General features: G+C 41.3%; 24 protein-coding genes. 17 read left to right on the top strand and 7 right to left on the bottom strand.

Annotated elements, in window-relative coordinates:
• Window positions 1-11: 11 nt before the first annotated feature.
• Window positions 12-1259 carry an imidazolonepropionase gene (hutI, locus tag N2K84_RS15425; RefSeq protein WP_282592724.1) on the bottom strand — a complete coding sequence of 416 codons (1248 nt, stop codon included), beginning with the start codon at window positions 1257-1259 and terminating at the stop codon, window positions 12-14.
• A 354-nt stretch (window positions 1260-1613) separates the two neighbouring features.
• Between hutI and N2K84_RS15420 the strand changes: the two genes are divergently transcribed.
• Window positions 1614-4136 (top strand): DUF5686 and carboxypeptidase-like regulatory domain-containing protein, encoded by a 2523-nt coding sequence (locus tag N2K84_RS15420; RefSeq protein WP_282592723.1) that lies wholly within the window; start codon window positions 1614-1616, stop codon window positions 4134-4136.
• Between the two features lie 4 nt (window positions 4137-4140).
• On the opposite strand, the gene N2K84_RS15415 is transcribed toward N2K84_RS15420, so the two are convergent.
• From N2K84_RS15415 to nth, 3 genes are all read right to left on the bottom strand, one after another.
• Entirely contained in the window at window positions 4141-4488 is a 348-nt protein-coding gene (locus tag N2K84_RS15415; protein ID WP_282592722.1) for a T9SS type A sorting domain-containing protein, read from the bottom strand.
• A gap of 111 nt (window positions 4489-4599) precedes the next feature.
• Window positions 4600-4770 (bottom strand): DUF362 domain-containing protein, encoded by a 171-nt coding sequence (locus tag N2K84_RS15410; RefSeq protein WP_282592721.1) that lies wholly within the window; start codon window positions 4768-4770, stop codon window positions 4600-4602.
• Between the two features lie 166 nt (window positions 4771-4936).
• Entirely contained in the window at window positions 4937-5584 is a 648-nt protein-coding gene (nth, locus tag N2K84_RS15405; protein ID WP_282592720.1) for an endonuclease III, read from the bottom strand.
• An 84-nt stretch (window positions 5585-5668) separates the two neighbouring features.
• Between nth and N2K84_RS15400 the strand changes: the two genes are divergently transcribed.
• A complete protein-coding gene (locus N2K84_RS15400) occupies window positions 5669-7534 on the top strand; it encodes an ABC-F family ATP-binding cassette domain-containing protein (RefSeq protein WP_282592719.1) in 1866 nt (621 codons plus the stop codon).
• 2 nt (window positions 7535-7536) lie between these two features.
• Here N2K84_RS15400 and N2K84_RS15395 read toward each other — a convergent pair whose 3' ends face one another.
• The gene (locus N2K84_RS15395) at window positions 7537-8052 is read right to left on the bottom strand and encodes an FMN-binding protein (protein ID WP_282592718.1); all 516 of its coding nucleotides are present in this window, start codon (window positions 8050-8052) and stop codon (window positions 7537-7539) included.
• 1 nt (window position 8053) lies between these two features.
• Window positions 8054-9208: a hypothetical protein gene (locus N2K84_RS15390; protein ID WP_282592717.1), complete on the bottom strand. Its 1155-nt coding sequence runs from the start codon at window positions 9206-9208 to the stop codon at window positions 8054-8056.
• A 267-nt stretch (window positions 9209-9475) separates the two neighbouring features.
• On the opposite strand from N2K84_RS15390, the gene N2K84_RS15385 reads away from it, so the two are divergent.
• From N2K84_RS15385 to N2K84_RS15325, 14 genes are all read left to right on the top strand, one after another.
• On the top strand, window positions 9476-9619 hold the full coding sequence (locus tag N2K84_RS15385) for a hypothetical protein (protein ID WP_282592716.1): 144 nt from the start codon (window positions 9476-9478) through the stop codon (window positions 9617-9619).
• A 36-nt stretch (window positions 9620-9655) separates the two neighbouring features.
• The gene (locus N2K84_RS15380) at window positions 9656-9895 is read left to right on the top strand and encodes a hypothetical protein (protein WP_282592715.1); all 240 of its coding nucleotides are present in this window, start codon (window positions 9656-9658) and stop codon (window positions 9893-9895) included.
• Window positions 9896-10203: 308 nt separating this feature from the next.
• Window positions 10204-10386, top strand: coding sequence for a type II toxin-antitoxin system PemK/MazF family toxin (locus N2K84_RS20550; RefSeq protein ID WP_428221993.1), 183 nt, complete (start codon window positions 10204-10206; stop codon window positions 10384-10386).
• A gap of 315 nt (window positions 10387-10701) precedes the next feature.
• Window positions 10702-12216: an oligosaccharide flippase family protein gene (locus N2K84_RS15375; RefSeq protein ID WP_282592714.1), complete on the top strand. Its 1515-nt coding sequence runs from the start codon at window positions 10702-10704 to the stop codon at window positions 12214-12216.
• A 58-nt stretch (window positions 12217-12274) separates the two neighbouring features.
• Window positions 12275-13360, top strand: coding sequence for a radical SAM family protein (locus N2K84_RS15370; RefSeq protein ID WP_282592713.1), 1086 nt, complete (start codon window positions 12275-12277; stop codon window positions 13358-13360).
• Window positions 13361-13370: 10 nt separating this feature from the next.
• Complete coding sequence (locus N2K84_RS15365; RefSeq protein ID WP_282592712.1) at window positions 13371-14360, top strand: polysaccharide pyruvyl transferase family protein; 990 nt, start codon at window positions 13371-13373, stop codon at window positions 14358-14360.
• Window positions 14361-14381: 21 nt separating this feature from the next.
• Window positions 14382-15371: a glycosyltransferase family 2 protein gene (locus N2K84_RS15360; protein ID WP_282592711.1), complete on the top strand. Its 990-nt coding sequence runs from the start codon at window positions 14382-14384 to the stop codon at window positions 15369-15371.
• A gap of 9 nt (window positions 15372-15380) precedes the next feature.
• Window positions 15381-16541 (top strand): glycosyltransferase family 2 protein, encoded by a 1161-nt coding sequence (locus N2K84_RS15355; RefSeq protein WP_282592710.1) that lies wholly within the window; start codon window positions 15381-15383, stop codon window positions 16539-16541.
• A gap of 77 nt (window positions 16542-16618) precedes the next feature.
• Complete coding sequence (locus tag N2K84_RS15350; RefSeq protein WP_282592709.1) at window positions 16619-17824, top strand: hypothetical protein; 1206 nt, start codon at window positions 16619-16621, stop codon at window positions 17822-17824.
• Window position 17825: 1 nt separating this feature from the next.
• A complete protein-coding gene (locus N2K84_RS15345; protein ID WP_282592708.1) occupies window positions 17826-18575 on the top strand; it encodes a glycosyltransferase family 2 protein in 750 nt (249 codons plus the stop codon).
• A gap of 46 nt (window positions 18576-18621) precedes the next feature.
• Window positions 18622-19764 carry a glycosyltransferase family 4 protein gene (locus N2K84_RS15340; protein WP_282592707.1) on the top strand — a complete coding sequence of 381 codons (1143 nt, stop codon included), beginning with the start codon at window positions 18622-18624 and terminating at the stop codon, window positions 19762-19764.
• A 78-nt stretch (window positions 19765-19842) separates the two neighbouring features.
• Window positions 19843-20844 carry a polysaccharide deacetylase family protein gene (locus N2K84_RS15335; protein ID WP_282592706.1) on the top strand — a complete coding sequence of 334 codons (1002 nt, stop codon included), beginning with the start codon at window positions 19843-19845 and terminating at the stop codon, window positions 20842-20844.
• Window positions 20845-20910: 66 nt separating this feature from the next.
• A complete protein-coding gene (locus N2K84_RS15330; RefSeq protein WP_282592705.1) occupies window positions 20911-21987 on the top strand; it encodes a DUF1972 domain-containing protein in 1077 nt (358 codons plus the stop codon).
• Window positions 21988-22474: 487 nt separating this feature from the next.
• The gene (locus tag N2K84_RS15325) at window positions 22475-23647 is read left to right on the top strand and encodes an ATP-binding protein (RefSeq protein ID WP_282592704.1); all 1173 of its coding nucleotides are present in this window, start codon (window positions 22475-22477) and stop codon (window positions 23645-23647) included.
• A gap of 536 nt (window positions 23648-24183) precedes the next feature.
• On the opposite strand, the gene N2K84_RS15320 is transcribed toward N2K84_RS15325, so the two are convergent.
• A complete protein-coding gene (locus N2K84_RS15320; RefSeq protein WP_282592703.1) occupies window positions 24184-24756 on the bottom strand; it encodes a hypothetical protein in 573 nt (190 codons plus the stop codon).
• Window positions 24757-25266: 510 nt separating this feature from the next.
• On the opposite strand from N2K84_RS15320, the gene N2K84_RS15315 reads away from it, so the two are divergent.
• Window positions 25267-25509, top strand: a complete 243-nt coding sequence (locus N2K84_RS15315; protein ID WP_282592702.1) for a hypothetical protein — start codon at window positions 25267-25269, stop codon at window positions 25507-25509.
• Window positions 25510-25834: the final 325 nt, after the last annotated feature.

Raw genomic sequence — 25834 nt, 5'->3', positions numbered from 1 at the left:
AACTAGGTAGTTTAGATAAATTCTCCGTCGAGGATAACGGTTTCGATCAGGTTACTTCCAAAATAATAGGGAACCGAAGCATAACCAGGTAATTCGCGGGTGATAAACAAATTACCAAGTTTTCCTTCGCAAATACTTCCGCATATACCTTCAACCCCCATCGCGTAAGCAGCATTGATTGTTGTTGCATTGACGGTTTCTTCAGGTGTCATTTTATAATTGATGCACCCCAGTGATTGCACAAAGTTCATATTTCCCGAAGGTGAAGAACCTGGATTAAAATCGGAAGCCAAAGCAACCGGAAGTCCGGCTGTAATCATCTGCCGAACAGGCGACTGGGGCATATTCAGGAAAAAAGCTGCTCCGGGAAGGACGACCGGCATCGTTTCCGTGCCCTTTAGAAACTGGATTTCATCGTCGCCCACATATTCCAGATGGTCAACCGAAAGCGCATTGTATTTTACCCCCACCTGAACGCCCCCGCTAAATCCTAATTCATTGGCATGAATTTTTGGGCGCAGTCCGTATTTAATCCCTGCCATCAGTATTTGCTCGGTTTCAATCGGCGTGAAGAATCCCAGGTCGCAAAACACATCGATGTAATCAGCCAGCTCTTCGGCAGCAACCTGCGGAATCATCTCATGGACTATCATTTCGATATACTTCTGCCGGTCGGACAAATAGATTTCAGGAATGGCATGTGCCCCGAGAAATGTTGATTTGATGACCATTGGGCTGGTTTCCTTCAACCGACGGATTACCCGTAGCATTTTCAGCTCGCTTTCGGTGGTCAATCCGTAACCACTCTTTATCTCCAAAGCCCCGGTACCCAGCAAAGCAATTTCGTGCAGCCGCTTCATCGAAGCATCAAACAACTCATCTTCGCTATAAGCCTGTAACGTTTTGGCCGAATTTAAAATACCGCCACCCCGCCGGGCAATTTCCTGATAAGACAGTCCGTTGATGCGATCAACAAATTCCTGTTCGCGGCTGGCCGGAAAAACCAGATGCGTATGTGGATCGCAATACGCCGGGAACACCAATCTCCCGGAGCAATCCAATTCCATTAACACGTCATTGTCCAATTTCTCATCGTTCAGGTGGTCCATCGGCCCAAAGCCTTCGATGATCCCATCCCGCATGACCAAATAGGCATCCCGCATAACATTTAAAACGGACATATCCTGTCCTGCTTTATATTTTACGGTACAATCTGCCACCTGAACCAACTCTTTTATATTCTCCAAAACTATTCTCATCTGGCTAATCTTTATTACAAGTTAATCATTGTCACCGAACTAAAATGCTGTTTAAGATCATATCGTGCAATTTTTATTTAAGTTCGGAAATCCACTTTACAAATGCAAACAAAAGTTGTCATCTGCATAATCTCAACGCAAACTTATCGATTGATTTGGCGCTCCGCCCTGTGACTTTCCCTTCGGCAAAAGGCCGAAATAAAAGCATATTTAATCATCAGCCGTAAAAAAACTATTTTATAAACATCCTACTGATTTTTTATTCAACTTTACGCGGCCTTTCAAACGAAGCTTGTTTACAGCCAAGCATGCTTCCTTTCGAAAGCTGTGTAATACTGAAACAGAAAACTGAACATGCAAAAACAGAGCTTGTCATCTGGATATTTAGCCTTACGCTTCATCCATTTGGTGATCTTACTACTTATTGGTGGAAAGACCTTTTCTCAACAATCAATTCTTAGCGGGACTGTTACCGACAGCCAAACCGGAGAACCGATTCCGTATGTCAATATTGTGATTAAGAATTCAGTGACCGGAACCACGACAGATACATTGGGTATTTACCGGATGAAATATCCCGCAAGCACAGATACCTTAGTTTTTTCAGCCATTGGTTATCGCTCGTCCGAAAAAATTATTCCACGAACAATATTATCCTCACTTTCGGTCCAACTGAAACCGGAAACCTTCGATATCTCCGAAATAAAAGTTGCCCCGGATGAAGGCCCCATGCGCAGGCTTTTTCAACAAATCCAACATAATAAGGACAAGAATAATCCGGAACAGTTTACAAAATACTCGTACCGGAAATATACCAAATGGGAATACCAGATCAACCATGTAACGGACAAAATCATTGAGTCGAAACCTTTCCGGAACAACCAACAGGTTTTTAAAACAGCGCCCGACAGCTCGCGCTATTTGCCCCTGTATTTTTCGGAGCAATTGGCATTTAACGAAGTCCAAAAGAATCCGCCGCTGCAAAAGTCAACCGTTATTGCCGACAGGACATCGGGTGTTGGTATATTGAACGAGCTGGAAATTGCGGGCTATACCAGCGCTCTCGACCTGGAGGTGAACTACTACGATAACTTTATCAACCTGTTCACGCAAAACTTCGTAAGCCCTATTGCCGGAAATGGTTGGTTTTACTACAAATATTTTCTGGCGGACAGCCTGCTGGTAAACAGCCACAAAATCTACCGGGTCAACTACCAACCGCGCCGTACCGGAGAAAACACGCTGAAAGGTTATTTTCTGGTTGAAAATCAATATTATTCGATTGTTGAAATTGACGGGGATTTATCGCAAACCAGCAATATCAACTTTTTAAAAAGCCTGCGATTGAAAAGCAACTACACATTTGTGAACGATACCACCCCATTTTTCAAACGGGTTCAAATCGACGCTTTGTTTGATTACATCCCCTTTAAAACCCAAAAACCGGATGCCAAAAGGTTATCCTTATTTTATACGCAAACAGCCAATATCGACCAGGTAACCATCAATCCCAGGGATGAAATTGAACTCAGTAAGCCAAAAGCCCGCTACGAAACCGTTAAACTCCCCGAAACCCATAACCGGGATTCGCTTTTTTGGGCTGCGAACAGGTTGGAAGATTTAACCGAAAAAGAGATCATGGCCAACCGGGTTATTGACTCCATCACGCAACTCAAAGCAATAAAACGCGCCAATAACCTGGCTCGCATGTCGATGACCAGCTACTATGATATTGGCAAGATTGAGCTGGGGCCATTTACCAGTTTTTTTAACACCAATAAAGTGGAAAATTATCATTTCTTTGTGGGTGCGCGCACCAGCGAAGAAATCAGTAAGAACAAGATGATCTGGGGCGGAATCGGTTACGGGACTCGTAATAAAAAAGTCAACGGCATGTTGGGGTTTGGCTATAAATTTCCCACTATCAACCGCCGGGTGATGAAAATCTCTTATGATGACAAGATGATTCGTCATGGCGAAAATGAGAAAATCCTCAACCTGTACGAGAATGCCTTTAGTCCGACGGAAAACAACCTGGTTTCGCAATTATTGAAACATGACCAATTGGATGAAATTTACCGGGAACAAAAGCTTAACGCCATATATGAACACGAATGGCACCCCGGACTATCACAGAAATTAGCCTTCAACTACACCAAACACGAATCGCCTGAGTTCTATCCGTTTTTCAGAAATGATCTCCCGCTAAATTCCGTCAGTGCCGTTGAAATAAGTATAGATACCCGTTGGTCACGCGAAGAAAAACTTATCGACAACGGATTTTTAAGGCTTTACATGGGCACCGAATTCCCTATTGTACATGTTATGATCGGAGGCGGGCAAGTATTTTATGCGGATGAATCGAATTTCTACGGCAAGCTGGGCGCTACAGTAAAACAAGAAATAAACCTGGGACAAAGCCGGTTCGACTACGCGGTTGAAGCTGGCGCATACCTTGGAAAACTGCCCTACACGATGCTCGACATACCGCGGGGCAACGAAACTTTTGGTTGGTATTCGTATGACTTTAACTTACTGAACTACCTGGAATTTGTACACGATAAATACGTGCATACCTACCTGGAATATCACTCGAACGGATTTATCTTTCGCCGCTTGCCACTGCTACGAAAAACAGGCCTGCGGGAGGTTTTCTCCAGTAAAATGATGATTGGTACGTTGAGCGAAAAACATCAGGAAGTGGTGGCATTTCCATCTGCCATTACAAACATGAAGAATCCCTATGTGGAACTTGGCGCCGGAGTTGAAAATATTCTGAGCATGTTTCGGGTGGAAGCCATCTGGCGGGTAAGTCCATCATCGGCAATAGGTGCCCCATCATTCGGTATCCGGGCAAAATTTGAAATCGGCCTCTAACATTTTAAACCTTCCGTACACGAAGGACAATGTTCTCGTCGCCGATCTTTGCCCGAAACAGGTAAACCCCCGAATGTAAATTTTTGATATCCAACCGTACCCGTTGCGCACCGGGAATAATTCGCATGGGTTCCCACTGCTGAACCCTATTCCCCATAATATCCAACAACTCAAAACGGGCGGTGGCATAATCAACAGCTTCAATCTCCACAAAAACATAATCATTGATCGGATTGGGAAATATTTTCTCAATCCGGTAGGGCTTTTCCGCGTCGGTGGTAACCACACCGGGCTGCGAAAATGCTGTAAATCCAATAAGTATGAAAAGAAGAAGTAAAATTTTTGCCCTCATATTTATCTCTTTACAACATTATAGACAAGAATTATTCCATAAAGTTACAATTTTTGGAAAGAAAAAAGCCCGCCAACTGATTGACGGGCGAATTTTTTATGCTGTCCGGGACTATTCTGCCAATGAGATTGCATCAACCGGGCAAACTTCGGCACAAGAGCCACAATCAGTGCAAAGATCAGCGTCAATTTTGTAGATATCGCCCTCAGAAATAGCTTCAACAGGACATTCATCAATACAAGTTCCGCAAGCAATGCACTCATCTGAAATTACATAAGCCATAACACTTCTTTTTTAAGTTAGAGATTACCAGCAAATGTACAAAGTTTGGAAAAAAATCAAAGTACTCCTCCCTGTTTTTTTACCGGTGTAACGACCAACACTTAAAGTCTGCTTAACATGGCATGTCCGGACACTTTCTCTTAAATCCGGTCATGCTTAATCAACCTTACTTGTTTTTCTCCTGTTCTGCAAAGTAGTTGCAGAAATCTTTCAGTCCGCAGGTTGAGCACTTCGGCTTTCGGGCCAGGCAGGTGTAGCGGCCATGTAAAATCAACCAATGATGGGCCAATGGAACCAATTCCTCCGGAAAATACTTCATCAATTGCTTTTCTGTTTCGAGGGGGGTTTTGGCATTGGTGGTAAGCCCAATGCGCGCCGCTACCCGGAACACATGCGTATCCACGGCAAAGGCGGGCTTCTCGTAAACCACCGATGCAATTACATTGGCAGTTTTTCGGCCCACGCCCGGCAACTTCTGCAGTTCGTTCACATCATCGGGAACTACTCCCTTAAAATCGTTCACCAACATGCGGGCCATGCCCACCAAATGTTTGGCTTTGTTATTCGGATAGGAACACGACCGGATATAATCGAACACTTCGGCTGCATCCACCTCGGCCAGCAGCTCCGGTTTGGGAAACCGCTTGAAAAAGTCGGGTGTAATCTGGTTCACGCGCTTGTCGGTACACTGGGCCGATAGGATAACGGCAACCAACAATTCGTAGGGATTTGTATAATGTAATTCGGTTTCGGCAATGGGCATGGCCTGCCGGAAATACCCGATCACCTTCTGGTAGCGTTCTTTCTTTTGCATGTTCAGTTCTTTCAGAACGAACAAAAATAAACCATCCCGCTTACCAAACAAATTATTCCTATTTTTGCGCAAAACAAATTTGACATGACCCCCTACATTCAGGCTGAACAAATTTCAAAGCGCTACGCCGATTTCATGCTCTTTGAAAATATTTCCTTCACCATATTTAAAGACCAAAAAGTTGCCCTGATTGCCAAAAACGGCGCCGGGAAAACCACCCTGATGGAAATTTTAGCGGGTAACGACACGCCTGACGATGGTAAAATCATACAAACCAAAGATGTACGGATTGGGTATCTGCGGCAAGCGCCTGATTTAAATCCGTCGCTGACCGTGCTGGAACAAGCTCTGCAATCGGAAAATCCGACGATGCAAGTGGTCCGCGATTTTGAAGCAGCCATAAAACACAACCAGCAAAATGAAATAGAACGTCTGTCAGCGCGAATGGACGAGCTTCATGCCTGGGACTTCGATGTGAAAGTGAAGCAAATCCTGAGCCAGCTAAAGATTGACAATTTTGACCAGCTGGTAGGCGAACTTTCGGGCGGTCAACAAAAAAGGCTGGCGCTGGCCAATGTACTGGTAAACGAACCGGATTTGCTGATGCTGGATGAGCCAACCAACCACCTCGACCTGGAAATGATTGAATGGCTCGAAAATTACCTGGAGAAGACAAACTGCACCCTGTTTATGGTTACGCACGACCGTTATTTTTTGGACCGGGTGTGCAATGAGATCATCGAGATCGATCAAAATCAGGTGTATTCGTACCAGGGCAACTACAGCTACTACCTGGAAAAACGTCAGGAACGTATTGAACAACAACAGGCATCGACCGAAAAGGCACAAAACCTGTTGCGCACCGAACTGGACTGGATGCGGCGCATGCCCAAAGCCCGCAGCCACAAAGCCAAATACCGGGTCGATCAGTTTTATGAACTGAAAGAAAAAGCGGGCTACAAACGTCGTGACGATAGCATCGACCTAAATATTGCCTCCTCGCGCATGGGCAGCAAAATACTGGAGTTGGAACATGTTTCGAAAGCGTATGGCGACTTAAAACTGATTGAGGACTTTACCTATAAGTTCTCGCGATTTGAAAAAGTCGGCATTGTCGGCAAAAACGGTACCGGGAAATCAACCTTCCTGAATGTTATCACCGGCGCCATTCAGGCCGACAGCGGAACCGTTGAAATCGGCCAAACCATAAAAATAGGCTACTACCGGCAGGAAGGAATCGCCTTTCGGGAAACCGACAAAGTGATTGACGTGGTTAAAAATATTGCCGAAGTCATTCAATTTGAAGACGGCAACAAGATGACCGCCAGCCAACTGCTCACCCGGTTCCTGTTTCCGCCCGAAACGCAGTACAATACCATCGACAAGCTCAGTGGCGGCGAACGTCGCCGGTTGTACCTCTGCACCATACTGATGCAAAACCCCAACTTCCTGATTCTCGATGAGCCAACCAACGACTTGGACATCATGACCCTGAACGTGCTGGAAGATTACCTGGCCGTTTTTGACGGCTGCGTGATTATTGTTTCGCACGACCGCTACTTCATGGACAAGATCGTGGATCACCTGTTTGTTTTCAACGGGAACGGCAAAATCAAGGATTTCCCGGGAAATTATACCATTTACCGCAATAGCGTAGAGGAAGAAGAAAAGCAGGAAAAGGCGGAAGCGGCGGCAAGCGCACCGAAGGCGGTAAGCGAAAAACCCAAAAAGCAATCGCAAAAGCTGACCTTTAACGAAAAGCGCGAGTTTGAGCAACTGGAACAAGACCTCGATCGTTTGGAACGAGAAAAAGCATCTCTGGAAAAAATCATGAACTCGGGCGAATTGTCGCCGGAAGAACTGCTGCAAAAAAGCCAGCGATATTCATCCCTGACCGACGAACTGGACGAGAAAGAATTGCGCTGGCTCGAACTGAGCGAGAAAATATAAGCTTAGTAAACGGCCTGTATTTCCGTTTCTTTCAGCAGGCTCACAATTTCGTGTACCCGGTTGGTGATGGAGCGGGCCGAGATGGTAGCACCCGAGATGGCCTGAATATCTTCGCCATATTTCAGCTCGCCGCCTTTATACCCAACAAACTGTCCCAGCCACTTCTTCGAGCTTATTTCGCCGCCGTGGTCCGAAATATAGTTCACCACCCGCACCATTGCGGTGGCCTTATCCAACCCGGTGAGCAGAAAAAACCGAAACTCGTCATAGCGTCCCATTCCCTTGGCCAGGATCACATATCCCTCCTGCTGCCCTTCAACCTGAAGTTTGTAAACGGCGTCCACTTTTTCTCTCAGCAAATCATTCAGCTTGCAGGCCTCCAGCTGTATTTTGCTTTTCGGCATTTCCATCTCCTTGCTCAACACCTTGAGGATCTTTTCGGAGTCCTGCCCGAAAAGATCCATCTGAAGTGTCAAAAAAAGTGCTATCAGTATCCCTATGTAAATTCGTTGTTTCATATCAGAACCAAATTCCAATTCCCAAATTCAATTGCTTTGTTTTCGTATCGGTGGCTTCGTTGCCAAACCACTGCACATCCGCTCTCAGCACAGCGCCTGATGTGAGCCACCACCCCAAACCGGCTGTGATGTCGGTGCGGTCGTACGCCGCGTTTTTGGCGATACCAGCCGTTTTTTGGTGCGTGTTGTACTGTTCGAAGCGAACAAACGGGACCAGCTTTTGCTCCGAGTTTTTGGCGCTCAGCAAGTCGTAGCCCGCTTCCACATAATAGCCAAACAGGGCGCTTCCCAAATCTTTTCCGGTGAAGGCATTGTACTCGCGGGTATTGCTAACGGAAGCGTGGTACAACTGCCCTTTCAGCACCAGCCCTTTCAGCGAGTAGGCAGCATCTACCCCCACCATGCTGATCCCCACAACTGATGAGTCGGCTCTGGCTTCGGCAAGCGCGTCATCCTTACCCAGCCCATTGTACAAGGTCGATTGGGTGTTGCCAAAGTAACCGCTCAAGCCCAGTTTCAGCCCCGGAACACCATAGTAGTCCACCTTGGTGGCCAGGTTTGGGCTCGACATAAACGACTCTGCGCCTTTCTGACGCCCCGAGCGGAAACCATTGCTTCCTTTCAGGGTCCCGGCGCCATTGTAGCCGTTGAAACCGTTAACCGCATACAGCTGATATTTCAGGTTCAGGCCCTGAAAACGGCCACTGAAACCGGCGCCGATTTCGCGCCAGGTGGTCGGATTGATATTACTGTCGAGGTTCGGACGCTCTACCCCATTGTAGGTAGTCGGCTCATGATATTCATTGATAATCCCCATCGGGATCAGCATCAAGCCACCTCGAAAGTTCAGCCAGTCGTTGATCTGGTAATTCAGGAATGCCTGTTCGATATATACTTCCTGCACATGCTCGTATTCCACTTCGGCAATAAACTGGGTTTTCTCGTTGAACCGGTAACCAAACATGAGCACCATACGGTGAACATCCAGCGTTCCGTTATACCGGGTATCCGACGAGAATTTCTGGTTATAATCGATTTGCGCATAGCCGCCAATCGTTAATTTCTGATCAGAGTTCATCAACACCTCAGCGGTATTCTGGGCGAAAGCAGCTTGCATTCCAACCAACAAGGCAATAACTGCCACAAGAGTTTTCATTTTCATCGTAGATATAAGATTGATTTGCCGGCAAAAATACCGGCGCCCCCAAAATCCCACAATCCCTATTTATTGGGATATTTTATCAGTTCCGGGGCCAAAGGGTGTAAATATTATGTCTTTTAACGCAAAGACCGCCAAGAAGACACAGAAAAAACCCTGAAAGGGTTAAATCTGAATAGCCCGGGGTAAACGACCAGAGGGAAGTGCCACCCCGGGATAGAAGAACGGGATAGATGAACGGCGCACCGAAAAGGTAAATTGGAAATGCTGGCGATTCATGCCGCCGCACGGGAAAACGCCGATAAAATGGCGTTTAAACCTTTCAGTCCGGCTTTTGACGGATGGAAGGTTGCGCCCAACGACACGACAACGCGAACACGCTGGCTTCCATTCATCAATCATCAATAATCCGAAAATAATTACCTTTGTATAAAACCCGTCCGAATGAAAGCAATAGAAATAAAATCAAAAACTGATAACTCCGGTCATTTGAGGATCGATTTTCCCTTGAACAAAAAAGACTGCAATGTCCGTCTGCTTATACTAATTGAGGAGGACTATGCCACAAATGATGAAGAGCAGTTATGGATGGAGTCAGTCACAAAGAACCCTGCCTTTGATTTTTTGAAAGAGCCGCAAGAGGATATATATAAATCAACTGACGGAGAGCCGTTTAATGTCTGAGAGCAAGTATTCAATTGTCCTGGTGCCATTTCCGTTTGATGATTTTGCATCGTCAAAAGTCAGGCCGGCCCTTTGTTTAACCAATAGCATTGGCAAATATAAGCATGTAATCATAGCGTTTATTTCAAGCCAAATACTTCTACTTTAACACATTCGAAAAATCTGGCTGTTTTTACCCCGCCCCCTGAAGGGAACAGCCAGATTTTTCTCCTGACACCCTTCAGGGACGGGGTGAAATCAGGAGAAAAATCGAGTGCATGGTTTAATCTGTTAAAGTAGAAATTCCGGAGGAACAGGAAGAAAGCGACGTGATTATCCTGAAACATTCCGATGATTGGAAAGGTACAGGCTTGGCAGTAGATTCGGTAATTCGGCTACATAAATTGGTATCGATTCCTCAGTCGCTTATTAAAAGGAAATTAGGAACTATAAACTTGCCAACTCAAAAAGAAATCGAAATTCGCATCCGCCAATTATTTGGTATCCGATGATCTGTTGGCCATGCTTCAAGCCTGCAGTGCCCATCCGCGTAGATCGTTGAAAGAGTCGCGAGACATGAGTAACGAGTAGCAAGAAAATCCAAAAGAATCGTTGAAGGAACAAGCCCGGGATGGCTTTCTTTACTCCCCTCCTTTGGAGGGGCCGGGGGAGGCTCCCAATATTAATTAACAGTAATTTTCACACGGCTGTTAAATACCAGCTGGTAGAATTTGATTACTTTTGTCAGCAACTGGAATAAATTATCTCAAACACCGTTATTGGGATGATTTTATTTCACCTCGAAATGTCATAAGAACGGAAAACCAATGTCTTCAGAAAACAATAAGCGGATAGCGAAGAATACGGCGATGTTATATATCCGGATGATGCTAACCATGCTCATCAGTTTATATACATCCCGGATCGTGCTCAGAATATTGGGGGTTGAAGACTTTGGAATATACAATGTTGTGGGCGGCGTTGTCTCTATGTTTGTTTTTCTACAGGGAGCATTAGGAGCGGCAACATCGCGCTTTATGACGTTTGAACTGGGGAGAGGAGATACCCAGCAACTAAAAAAGGTATTTCGGACGGCATTCACGATCCATATCTTATTCGCGGTTATAATTTTACTATTTCTGGAGACCGTTGGTTTGTGGTTTGTCAATAACAAATTGGTTATACCAGCAGAACGGCTCTATGCTGCCAATTGGATCTACCAGTTTTCAATTTTTAGTTCTATTGTCAGTATTATTCAAATTCCACTTACGGCCTCAATTATTGCCCATGAAAGGATGAATATTTATGCCTGGCTGGGAATTTTTGATGTAGCAATGAAACTGGCCATGGTACTTTTGCTTGACTATTCCGGATTCGATAAATTAATTACGTATGGTTTTTTGCTGACAATTATTTCAGGCTTGGTATTTCTGATTTATCATCTCTTTTGCCAGCGGAATTTTTCTGAATACATCCTTCTGTTTATTTTTGAGAAAGATCTATTAAAAGAAATGCTGCACTATTCCGGTTGGAGTTTTATTGGAAGTTTTGCAACCATAATGAAATTACAAGGCATCAATATTCTCTTAAATATATTCTTTGGCCCTGCTGTAAATGCTGCGCGGGGAATTGCTTACCAGGTAAACAATGCTGTCAATAGTTTTACTCAAAATTTCACCACGGCTATTAATCCTCAAATTATTAAGAATTACGCCAACGGAGAAATTGAAGTGATGATGAATTTGCTTTTCAGAGGAACCAAATTTTCTTATTTTCTGCTTTTGTTTTTGGGACTCCCAATTATTTTGGAAGCGGAATTTATTCTTGACCTCTGGCTGGTTGACGTGCCCGAATATGCCGTCATATTTACCCAACTGATAATTATTAACTCTCTGCTCGAATCTTTTACGTTTGTGTTGGGCGCATCCATACAGGCAACAGGAAAGATTAAGTGGTATCAAATTGGAGTAGGTGGCTTTTTATTGCTTAATCTTCCCATATCTTATTGGATTTTAAAGGTGGGATATCCCCCGCAAGCCACATTAGTTGTTTCAATTGTTCTTGCTTTTTTTGCGTTAATATTGCGGGTGGTGCTTATAAAGATACAAATACCCTCTTTGCCCGTTAAGAAACTCTTTAACCATGTTTTTGGGGTAGCAGCGCTGGTCACGATGGTTTCAATTTCTGTTCCTTTAGGAATTGAACATTTTCTGGCATTAACTGGATGGAGTAAGTTCTTATTCATTGCTCTTACCGGACTAATTTCCACATCGGCTGCAATATGGTTTCTAGGCTTGACAATGAATGAACGAAAATTTTTGATAGCCTTAATTAGAAAATAAATATTACCGCTAGACTAGAAGAGATAATAATAAAGATATTCGTTTAAACAGTAATATTATGAAGCGATTTTTAGAATGTTTAATCCCAATTACTGCATGTAATTTGAAATGTAGCTATTGTTATATTATTCAAGAAAATAGAAGGACATCGAAACAAGCAGAATTTCAGTATTCCCCAAAACATATTGGCAAGGCTTTAAGTGCAGAACGCTTGGGTGGTACATCCTATATTAGTATCTGCGGCTCAGGAGAAACATTACTACAAAAAGAAATTACGGGCATTATTTATAACATTCTAGAACAAGGTCATTATGTCAATGTTACTACGAACGGGACAATAACTCAACGACATCAAGAAATTATTAATACTATTCCAAATAATCTTCTAAAGAAGCTTCACTTTGCTTTTTCGTTTCACTATCTGGAATTAATCAAGACAAATAACCTGGATGTATTTTTTAATAACGTCAGGCAGGTAAAAGAAGCTGGCTGTTCCTTTATTGTCCAAATCAATCTGTGCGATGAATACATGCCCCATTGGGATGAAATTAAGAGAATAGTAAAAGAACATACTGGAGCTTTTCCGCAAGTAGCATTGACACGAGATGAGACGAAACAGGAGTATGAAATCCTAACCAATAAAACACAAGAAGAGTATTTTAAAATTGGTAAAGAAATGGATTCTCCCTTATTCGAATTTACTTCAAAGAATTTCAAAGTAAAAAGACGTGAATTCTGCTATGCGGGAGATTGGTCTGGAAAATTGAATTTGGCAACGGGGATACTCACAAGCTGCTATGGATATGGAATTACACAGAATATATTTGAAGATTTAAGCACTCCGATTAAGTTCGAACCTATTGGTAAAAACTGCCCTTTCGCATTTTGCTTTAATTCCAGCCACTTTATGTCGTTGGGAATAATTCCCTCGATTAATACTCCTACATACGCAGAACTCAGGGACAGGGAAGACGGTAGTTGGTATTCTCCTGATATGAAAACTTTTCTATCTCAGAAACTTCGTGATGAGAATATTGAGTATTCGAAGAATCAACAATTATATTTTAATTCAAAGTATTACGTCCTGAACAATATTAAAAAATTAAAGAATAAAGCCTCAAGGCTCTATAATAGATTGAAATAACCTAACTAAAGTGGTACAAAAGAAAGCAATTGGAATGTTGAATTTTCTAAAAGATAAAATCATGGTGGAGGTAACTCCATTAATCAAAAATGATTATATCTTCCTCGACCTACCTTATTATACAAACATCGGCGACACGTTGATCTGGAAGGGAACAGAGGAGTTTCTAAAAACCTTACCCTACAAATGTCGGTACAGAGCAGCCATTGAAACCTATCGTAAGCCAACAATATCAAGAGATGTTATCATTTTGCTGCAAGGAGGAGGTAACTTTGGGGATATTTGGCGCCGACATACTGATTTTTGTTTGCGAATCATTCATGAATTTCCGGAAAATAGAATCATCGTTCTCCCGCAGACGGTTTATTATGCCGATATAACTGTATTAAAAGCGGATGCTGAACGAATGGCAAAACACCCTAATCTGACCATCTGCGCCAGAGACTTAGTAACGCACGAATTACTAAAAACAAATTTTTCAAACAACAATATTTTGCTTTTGCCTGATATGGCATTTTGTATTCCACAATCTTATTTAAATAAATACATCCAACCAGTAGAAGACAAAACCTTGTTCTTTAAACGAAAAGACAAAGAGTTTCAGTCGTTCGATTTTCGAAAGCACTTAAGAAACCACTCAAACGTTGAGGAGCACGAATGGCCGAGCATGGAGAAACGTTTGATAGGAAACAATATCCTTAATTATTTGAAATCGGCGCATGGGATATTTAGCCGGTTCAAGTTTCTCGGTGCAATCACTGCTAAAGTGGTTGATTGGTATGCCATTCACATTTATATGCCATATTTAGTGAAAATTGGAATTCAATTTCTGAGCAGCTATCAATACATTTTCACAACGCGTTTGCATGGCGCCATCCTTGCAGTTTTATTACAAAAAACAATAACGTTTTTTGATAATTCTTACGGTAAAAACAGTTCATTTTACAACACATGGTTGAAAGATGCTAAAGAAATTGAATTTGTTGAACGTGAATTATAGAAACAGAACAAAACAAGTCTCATGAAAGTATCAATCATTGTCCCGGTTTATAAAGTTGAAGAATACATTCAACGTTGTTTTGATTCAATTAAGAACCAAACCTACACAACTATTGAATGTATATTCGTTGACGATTGTTCACCGGATAATTGCTATGAAATTTTAAAGCAACAGATCGCAGAATACTCTGGTTGGATTGACTTTAAAATTCTCCGGCATGAACAAAATAAAGGATTATCGGGGGCGCGAAACACGGGTACTTTGGCCGCAACCGGCGAATATATTTATTACCTCGACAGTGATGATGAGATTACACCTGATTGTATTGATACACTCGTTAAACTTGCCAGGAAATATCCTGGAGTGGAGATGGTGCAGGGAAATACCAAAACAATCCCCCAGCCAGAGGTAGATTGGAGAAATATAAAATCCAAAGGATTTCCCGAATATGTTGCTGATCACTTATGGATAAAGAAGCACTGTTTTTCTGAACCTCGTATCCCTGTCAACGCATGGAATAAGTTAATTAAAATAGATTTTTTAATTGAAAATAAACTGATATTTAAGGAAGGAATTATCCATGAAGATGAGCATTGGATGTTTTTTGTTTCTAAATATCTGCACAGAATTACATTTTCCAAAAACTATGGTTATTTACACTACATAGTACCGGGTTCGATAATGCAAACCGGCTCTGACAATAAAAGCATACTAGCCTGGCTAACGATCATTCAGGATTGGACTAATAATTTCGATGGTGAATTTGCATGTCTCCAAAAACAATTTGCATATCATAAACTACGGGTTAATTTACTCTGTGCAATAAATGAAAATGACCAAGGTGATACTTTAAAAAGATATAGAACAGTAATAGCTGAATTTTTTCGTAAATCGAAGTCTGACAAATCTCTACGAGAAATGCTTATATTCAAAGCTATGCTTTTACCTCCTGCTCTTTATAAAAATTTCTTTACTCAAAAAATCATTGGATTCCTTTTTAGATTTCTTTAATACTAAACTATGAAACCAGCAATTGTAATAGCAACATATAACCGACCAGCATCGCTTTTGCGTCTATTATCTTCAGTTGAAAACGCGATATACAATGTACAAGATGTTCCACTTGTTATCAGTATTGATGGAGGTGGTACAAACAACCAAGAAACTTGCCGGATCGCTGAAGATTTTGACTGGTCATTTGGGTCGAAAAGAATCATTAAACACGATCAAAATCTGGGATTGCGAAATCATATATTATCCTGCGGCGATTTAAGTGAGGTATATGGAGCCGTAATAGTTTTGGAAGATGATATTTATGTCTCTCCCAATTTTTATAAATATGCTTGTTCTGCGGCAGAATATTACAAAAACGATGAGAAAATTGCACAAATATCTCTTTATTCTTTTAATATCCATATTCATACATTACTCCCTTTTGTTCCGCTAAAATCAGAGTACGACACTTTCTTTATGCAATACGGTTGTTCATGGGGGCAATGTTGGACCAAGTCCCAGTGGTCAGACTTCCGGCAATGGTATAACATTGGCCAGGAAGTTAGCAAGTCAGACAAACTTCCTTCCAATATTGTAAGCTGGCCTGAATCTTCCTGGCTAAAGTACTTCACAAAATACCTGATGGTGTCGGACAAGGTATCTGTATATCCCTATTGGGGGTATGCAACAAATATAAACGATGCCGGCGTTCACAACCGTGCCGACCAGTTTACATACCAGTGTCAGCTTGCCACACAAAGCATTGATAGTAACTTCGCTCCGTACCACAATGAGAGTATTAAATACGACGCATATTTTGAGTTGAATGCAACTTACATAAAAGCATTGAATAAAGACCTGGCAAAATTCGAATTTGAAGTTGACTTATATGGCCAAAAATTGCTTGACGGAGTTAAGGCCGAATACTTTTTGTCAACTTTCGAATGCTCAAGTCCGTTACTTAAATTCCCGATGATTTTAAAGCCTCTGGAACAAAATATTTTACTTAATATTCAACACAATCAAAACAATATTTTTTTAGGAAAAAAAGAAGCATTTGCAGTCAAAGATAACAGAACCAGGATATGGGTGTACTATACGTTGCCCTTATCCATTGGAAAAGCGATAAAGCAGCTTATTCAACGCATTTGGAAGAGCCTGGCATACTATGCCAAAAGAATCATGTAAAATCGCTTCAGCGTAAGTCAAATGATGCATCATAGCAACCTTAATGACTAATCATTCATTTAAATAAATGATATTTCATGAGCAAAAAGTACCTGATTAGGACATTATTTCTATTAACATTTACATTGAATTTGTATGGTGTAATTATTAACGTTTTGCTAAAGATTATCCATATTCCAGGTATTATTAGCCCACTGAAAACATTGACTCTTCTATTCCTTTTTCTAATTGTGCCTAAAAAAGGTAAAATATCATTCTCAATTTTTCTATTGGTCCTTTTTGCTGTTACTTATCTAACTGTAGGGATAATTCAAAACCGTGTCGTACCTACGGTTTTGTATTTAAGAATTTATTTTGAACCTATTCTATTCCTGATATGCACAAATGCGATTTTAACAAATAGAGAGTTGTTCTTGGAATACCTGAAAATGATTACAAAGCATATTATTGTATTTGCCGTTTTAGGTACAATTACATTCTTACTGATTAACTTTAGTCAATCCTTGGACTTTTTAACTAAAGACGATTCGTACATCACTAGTCATTGGAGGGTTACTTTTACAGACATTATACGAAACGGGGTTTTGATCGCAGGGCCCAACAATGCGGGAATTGTTCAAGCAGCATTTTTGGCCTTATTCCACTTAAAAATTGATGAGTTTAATTTTCTTTACTCAAGAAGAAAAATTCGTTCAATTTATATCGTTCTCATAATAGGCCTCATACTTACTTTTTCTAAAAGTGCAATCGGAGCATACCTAATATTCGTAGTAGTCAGAAAGCTTACAAAAATGAAAATAACGAACGTTATTCGAATCGGAGTTATTATGGTTTCTGCTGTGTTGCTTTTTAATCTTCTTTTGATTTATAAAAACGAGTATCCAATCGTAAAATGGATTACTTCAATTGTTAAATTGGAAGATTCTTCATCTCAAGGTCATATATCTTCATTCACAGAAGGTTTAAATACTCTTCAACAGAATTGGTTTTTGGGCGCTAACAAAGGTTCACATGGGCAAAAAGGAATGAATTTCCCAAACTTTGACTTTGTTATAGAATCCTCAGTTTTAACGCTATTAGTAGATCTGGGTTTAGTGTCTTTCGCTTTATATTTTCTTTGTCTGATGAATAATATAGCGCTCAAGAAAAATTTACTGTTTTACGCATTAATTATCGGACCTCCACTTTTAGTACTACCAATAATATTAGAGTTGGAACCTATGATTATATTCTTATCATTTATCCCATTTCTTAACTTGAGCACCGAAACTAAACCTGAATAAAATGACAGATATCTCAATAATTATTGCAACCTATAATGCAGAGAAATATTTACAAAGATGTCTTGACAGCATCAAGGCTAATAAATCTGAAAATATTGAACTGATTATCATCGATGGTAAATCGAATGATAGAACCCTTGATATTCTTAATGAAAATAGACACGATATTGATTTTTGGATTAGTGAAAATGACAAAGGGATTTATGATGCATGGAATAAAGGCATAAAAGTAGCAAAAGGAAAATGGATCATGTTCTTGGGAGCAGATGATCAGCTAAAAGTGAATGCTTTACAGAATTATCTGACATTTTTAAAAAATAACAATGTCTCGTATATCGATTACATCTGCGCTTTGAATGAATATATTGATAAAAACGGCAAATTAGTCGCTACAATTGGTGATAAGTGTGTTTGGCCTAAAATGAGGAAGTACATGAGTGCTGCACATGTAGGGTCGTTACACAATAAAAAGCTATTTAAAGAAGTGGGGGACTATGATCTCCAGTTTAGAATATGCGCAGATTATGAACTATTAGTACGAAAAAGGGATTCACTTAAATCAATTTTCATCCCCATAAAGATTGCTAAAATGGAAACCGGAGGAATGAGCTTTTCATATGCTGCAGTTAGGGAACTATACAAAATAAGAAAATATCATAGTACACTTACCCCGTTGGAAAATCAGTTCTACTTTATTAGAAATGTTACAACATTTTATTTGTTAAAATTGAAACTACTTCTTACCAATTAATCGCTGGTAATAAATTTCACAAACAGCTTAATTGAATAAATTAGTTATGAAAAAATCTATTGTTTTCTTTCATCCAACTGCGGAATTATATGGAGCTGATAAAATTCTGGCATCTGTTATAAACAACTACAAGGATTATAAAAAAACGTTAGTAATTAAATCGGATGGGCCTCTTCTAAAAACTGTGAAAGCTCAGTACCCCGATATACTGTTAGTCGTCGAAGAAAATCTTCCAATAATAGCCAAAAAGAATCTGACTCCATTAGGTATTTTTGCTTTTCTGATATCATTAATAAAGTTTAAAAGAAATTCAAAATCATTGTTCAAAAATGGAGTATCAATAGTTTACTTGAATACTTTAGCCACTCTTCCAGTTTTATTTTTCTGTTCTAAATCTGCACTAAAGATTGTCCATGTGCATGAGATATTATCCAATAACAATATCCTTAACAAACTTCTCAACAAAGTTGCTATAAAGTACTCAAATGTAGTTATTTGTGTTTCAGAAGCTGTAAAAAGGAACCTTGCTTCAGCCCTCCCTTCGATGATCGATAAGTTATTGCTCATCCAGAATGGTGTAGAGTTCGTCGACAAACAAAAAGATGGTTCCAAAAATTATTTGAATACCGAAAAAATAAAATTTGGACTGATTGGTCGTATTAAGCCAAGTCATAAAGGACAAATACACTTGCTAAATGCAATAAATAAATTACCCAAAGATATTCTACAGCAAGGTCATTTCTACTTCGTGGGCAGCACAGTTCCCGGACAAGAATACATGCTCGATGAGGTTTACCATAAAATTCGTGAGTACGAGCTATCTAACAGTGTAACTATCATCCCATTTGTTGAAGAAATTCAGGTAATCTACAGAAATTTAGACGTAGTTATAGTCCCTTCAGTATTTGAAGATCCTTTCCCGACTACCGTATTGGAAGGAATGTTCTTCTCGAAGCCAGTTATCGGCAATAGAGTTGGAGGAATTCCCGAAATGATTGTTGAAAATGAAACTGGCTTTCTTTGTGAACGAAATGACATTGAAGCGCTTTCAAAAAGCATCCAATATTTTATTGAAAATCCGAAAGAGATCGGTTCTTTTGGGGAGAAGGGTAAAGCACGGTTCAACCATTATTTCACTATAGAAAAATTTAATATCCGTTACAAAGAGGGTTTAAGTAAGTTTCTATAAGAATACCAGGATAGTCTTCACATACACTTCCCTAGTTAAGTATCACAAAACAGATAATGAAATAAATAGCTCTCGACAATGAAAATATACCTATTTTTTGTCTTCGCAGCCTTTATATTGTTGAGTTGTAATAAAGAACCCGACACCGTCTCAAAATCTAATGATATATATATCAAAAGTAATGACGTTAGAGTAAAAATCTGTAAGTGGAAGAATAATCACATTTCCGCTGCCTCTTTTACTTGGGATGATAATAATTGGACAATCAAGGACTGCTCTGAAATTTTTGAAAGATATGACTATACCTGTACTTTTTTTGTTAATCCGTCCGGTTATATGTCAGCAGGTCTTCTATCCGACTTAATAAAAGTGAATGCTCGTAATTTCGAGATTGGCGACCACAGTGCTTCTCATGCTCGCTTGGACACGATGGGGATAGATGGGTTAAATAAGGAAATTGTAGGTGCAAAAAACAAGCTTCTCGATTTATTTGGCTATTGTTATTCATTTGCTTACCCATTTCATTTACGATCAGAATTGTCCGATGAGATTGTAAAAGATACTCACATATTTTGCAGAAATTTTTTTGTTAACAACAACGACGTCGTTGCATGGGGAAATAATTCGGATAATACGCTACAAAGTAGAATCAATGCCATCGACGAATCACAAGTTATAAATGGGTGGGCTTTATTTGGTGGTCACGGCCTAGATGAAGCTGGATATAACCCAATCCCTGATTATGAATTAGACTCATTGTTAAGCTATGTTTCTCATAAAGATATATGGGTTGATACTTTCACAGAGATTGCCAAATATTATACAATTTATAAATTGGTTGACCTAAAATATGGAGACAAAAAAATTGTTTTAGATGGTATCGACGACTGTATAGCGCTATTTTACCACCATAATTTGAAATCATGTATCATATCCTTGAGCTTCACTTCTTCAAAAGAGATCACATTAGATGGACAGAATATCATTGATACTGAAATTAAAGAAAATAAAGATGGATATTATACGTACATAGTAAATGTAGATATTATGAATAGTAACGAGATCAAGATAAAGGAATAGGAATCGAGTTACAAAAAATAAATACATAGTCCATCATTTCAGAACGATAACTCATTAAACAAAAACATGAATGAAATTGCCTTTATAGGTACTGCCGGTATTCCTAGTAAATACGGTGGATTTGAAACTTTAGCCGAATATATTACAAAGTTTTTAGGGAAAAAAATAGCTATTACAGTTTTTTGTTCTGCGAAAACTTACATACTAAAAAAAGATCGCCATAACCACGCCCAGTTAAACTATATTAATCTGGATGCAAATGGAATTCAAAGCATTCCCTATGATATTATTTCATTGTTTGTGGCTGCAAGAACACACGAACAGATTTTGGTATTAGGCGTCTCCGGTTGTATTATCCTTCCTGTTTTTAGACTGTTTTATCCGAAGAAAAAATTAATCATCAATATTGATGGCTTGGAACACCGACGTGAAAAATGGAGCAAATCGATTCAACGCTTCCTTAAGTTTTCGGAAAAACTCGCAGTCAAACATGGGAATATCATTATTGCGGATAACAAAGCCATTCAGGACTACGTTACCACTGAGTATAAAAAGCCAAGTGAGCTTATCGCTTACGGCGGGGATCATGCAAAAAGAATAGAGCTAAAAAGTGAAATTCGCGAACAATTTGGTATTCCGGGAAAATATGCTTTTAAGGTGTGTCGAATTGAGCCTGAAAATAATATTCATTTGATACTCAATGCATTCAAGGAAGCCGCCCTGCCTTTGGTTCTAATTGGCAATTGGGATAAAAGTGAATATGGCCGCAACTTAAAGACACAATATTCTTCTTTCTCATCGATAACCCTTCTAGACCCGATTTATGACCAGCAAATCCTGGATCAAATCAGAAGCAACTGCACCGTTTATGTCCATGGTCACAGTGCAGGCGGCACCAACCCCTCACTGGTTGAAGCCATGAGCCTAGGAATACCTGTATTTGCCTATGATGTCAGCTATAACCGGGAAACAACCTTTAATAAAGGCAGATACTTTAGAACGGCAAGTGAATTAACAGAATTGATTAATTCGCTTAACAGTTCAGAATTGGAATCCCTGGCGCAGGACATGAAAGAAATCGCCAACGAGCATTACACTTGGGAAAAGATATCTCAACAATATTTGGAACTATTTAAGCAATGAATAAACTGGGGAAATCAACCGAAGATTACCGGGCCAAGCGAAGGAACGGTCTGCCCTTCCCTGCCTGGACGCTGCTTTGTAAGAACCTCTCGAAACTGCCACAGTTCTTTATGAAATAAAACCGGTCAGCCGGTCTGCCTTGGCTTCCGAACTACCACTCGTTTGAGCGGAGCGGTAACGAGTGGTTCGCTGAAAGTCGTTTGTAACGACAATTGAATGAAGCTCCGATGGATTAATCCCATTCACCCCAAACAGTCCCGACCTGTCAGCGTCGCCAGACCAGCGTCAAAACAAATAAAAATGCGCGGTTATAAAACCACGCCACGCGATACAACCGACTCCCGCGCGATTGTATCGCGTGGTCATTCTTAAACACCACACGAAAGGCTTCGTGTGGTAGCTCTGGGTGTACGCACCCTAACAGTGCATTTTTATTGCAATATATAATCATTCATAGTGCATTTTATTTTTTTGTATAAAAAAACCGGTGATTAACAAATTATTCGAACAGTTCCATAAGCTTCTAAAAGAGACCAATACCGAATTCATCCGTTACATGTATTCGGAAATAAACTGGAACAACCGGATGATTGGGCTTACCGGTCCGCGTGGCGTTGGAAAAACGAAATTGGTTTTACAACACATTAAACAGCGCTTAAATTCCGCAGAAACGCTTTACGTAACTGCTGAAGATTTCTATTTCGCGGACCACCGGTTGATTGATCTGGCTGACGCTTTCGTAAAGTATAACGGAAAATACCTGTTTATCGACGAGATTCACCGGTATAAAGATTGGGCTAAAGAACTAAAACTGATCTACGATTATCATCCGGAATTGAATGTCGTTTTCACCGGTTCTTCCGTGCTGGATATCAATAAAGGGGCCTCGGATTTGAGTCGCAGGGCCGTGATGTACCATATGCAGGGATTATCGTTCAGGGAGTATTTGCAACTATTTCACCGGATAACCACCCGCAGCTGGTCGTTGGAAGAAATTCTCGCGCACAAGGCTGAACTCCCCGGCGTAAAGCATCCGCTACCGCTTTTTGAAGATTACCTGAGGAAAGGTTATTACCCCTTTGCATTGGAAGAGAATTTTGAACGAAGGCTACAGCAGATGGTTAACCAGACGTTGGAAACCGATATCCCGCTCTATGCCGGCATGAATGTATCGACCGGCAGGAAATTAAAGCAATTGCTGGCCATTATTGCCAAAAGTGTTCCGTTCAAACCCAATATGACCAGTATTGCCACAACACTTGCAGCCAGCCGGAATAATATTGCCGACTATTGCCTGTTTGTTGAAGAAGCAGGAATGATTAGCCAGCTGAGGGATGCCACCGGAGGAATAAGGGGTTTAGGGAAGGTGAATAAAATATACCTGGACAATACCAACCTGGTTTACAATTTGGCCAGCGATCATCCGAATCCCGGCAACATACGGGAAACATTTTTTCTGAACCAGCTTCGGGTAAAATATGACGTGATTGCTTCGTCAATAGCTGATTTTTTGGTCGGTGACTATACCTTTGAAGTTGGCGGTAAAAATAGAGGGCTAAAACAAATCCGGGGCATCGATAACGCTTTTGCTGTAAAAGACGATATTGAGCTGGGCTATTTGAACACGATACCGCTTTGGCAATTTGGACTAACGTACTAACAGAAGGCATTAAAAACGCTTGTCACTTCCTGATCCCGAAGGGACCAAACCATGCATCACCCCCAATTGAATTGGGGGAAAGCGCAAAATAGGAGCGCTCCCCCAACCCCGGAGCGGGTTGAACGAATCAAAAAATATTGAACTCCTTCAGCGTTCCGGGCGAAAAGCCCCTTACTTTGCCGCCAGTACCACTGGCGGTGATGAACATTTAACTTCTTCGGAGTGATGATGCCGGTCACAACCTGTCGTGACCGTACCCGGCATTCCCGTTCGCAGCGGTTGCGTAGTAAAAGTGACCGGTAGGGCCACGTCATGACGTGGCTGGTCGAATGACCTGCTGCGCCCGGTCGGTCGGACGGTACCGTCAGTTGTTATTCTACTGCCAGCCATACATTTTGGCAGTCCCCGGTGAATCAGGCTGTATCTTTTTTTGTAATTTCGCTTTCGATTCTGTAACTTGGGTACACCTAAGGAAAGTATAAAAAAAAGAGGAAGCAGTTGCTGCTGCTCCCTCTCCGATAGGGCGTCAGATCGTGTTAGAGCACGAACGACGCGTTGACCACATGACCCGGGTAGTCGGTCACCTCCACCTCGAGGAGGTTGCCAACAGCCAGGTGGGTCGGATCAAGCAGGGTTAACACCCAGCTTTGACGGTCGTTGGCCATCACGGCCGGACCACTCTCCAGTTCAGTACCATCGGGGGTTTGGATGCGTAACGTCACGGACCTCGGGAACATGAGATCAATCACGTGTACCGCTACCCAACCGACTTCCGATGGTTCTTTTTTGGGGTCGATCATAAATCCAAGCACTTCCGGCGAGTGAAAGTAGTCGGCCACAATGAAACTGTGAACATTGGGATACTCCCGATACACGGCTGCCTCGCGGTAAGCGGCCAGCAACTCCGGATCGGCTTTCACCCTGGCAGCGTAAAAATTCGCCAACCTGAAGTTTTTCCGGTGTTCCAATTGTTTCTCACTCGGGGCCTTCGAGCTCTTCTCCGGAGCTCCGGTCAGGATCATCCCATCTTGATACTTACGGTAAACCAACGTCCCGTTGACCATACCGCGTGCCCCTTTAACGGCGGGGTTACCACTAATTCGTGCCATATTAAAAGTTTAATGGCATAAAAAATCAGCCTTTCGGCAAACGTACCGTGCGCAATGCACGTTTGAGAGGAAGGACATCCCGGCGTCGCCGGAGAGATCCATAGTTCAATTCAATTGATATCAATCCAACTTGTTGATAACTTCTTTTCTCCTGATATTCAGCATTCATTCTGATTAGTTATTAAGATCGTACTGTTGGTATCTTCTTTATATGAAATCTTATTAACCAAAAATACAATGCATAATCTATAAATGAAATACGATTTTCCGGGAACAGCACTAAAGTTATCAACTAAAATTTGTTAGTTGACTGAATATGAGATCATAAGCGCTTAAATAAGTAAAAAAAATTCACCAATTTGGTAAACCACAAACCGGGGAGTAAAACCATAACAAGCTGAACGTCGGCCTATTACAATTACACAATTCCCCTACAGGTCCAAATCAAAGAACAAGAGGAAAAATGCTGAATGTTAAAAATTACAGTGCATCATATTTAACCTGCCAATTATGAAACGGCAGAATCCGGGCCTGCTAAAAGTCAACAAGCTCGGGACATCCAGTATACCGATCGATTTAATCGATGACATTAAAAATTCGGCGGCTATACTGCGCCTATACGGTGGCTATACGGTGGCTATACGGGCGCTATACGGAGCCTATACGGAAAGTTTACGGAACCTATACCGAAGCTATACGGAAATATCGACCGGAAACGGGGGCTCCCGCGCTATTGTATCGCGTGATCCTTAAACACCACACGAAAGGATTCGTGCGGTAGCAGGACGCGAGCAGACCTGACAGGGAGAGAAAACCGCTAAGCCGATCACCGGCTAAGCGGCTCATATCGCAGGGAGAAGAAACCGCTAAGCCGATCATATCGTTAAAAGTTCGTCCTTTCTGGCTTCAGGCAGGCAAACCATGCGCCCTACCCCAGCCTGATCCGGAAAACCTCCTGGGTGCCTTTGGTGATTTTGAAGCGATCGTCGATGCGGCGTCCAACCACCCACACAACCTGCTTGCCGCTGTAAAGTATTCAGGTGGCTTCTTTCTCGGGAATCGATAGTTTTTCGTCGAT

Source organism: Gaoshiqia sediminis, from assembly GCF_025907915.1.
GTDB classification, from domain to species: domain Bacteria; phylum Bacteroidota; class Bacteroidia; order Bacteroidales; family Prolixibacteraceae; genus Gaoshiqia; species Gaoshiqia sediminis.
This window is presented reverse-complemented; position numbering and strand designations above follow the sequence as displayed.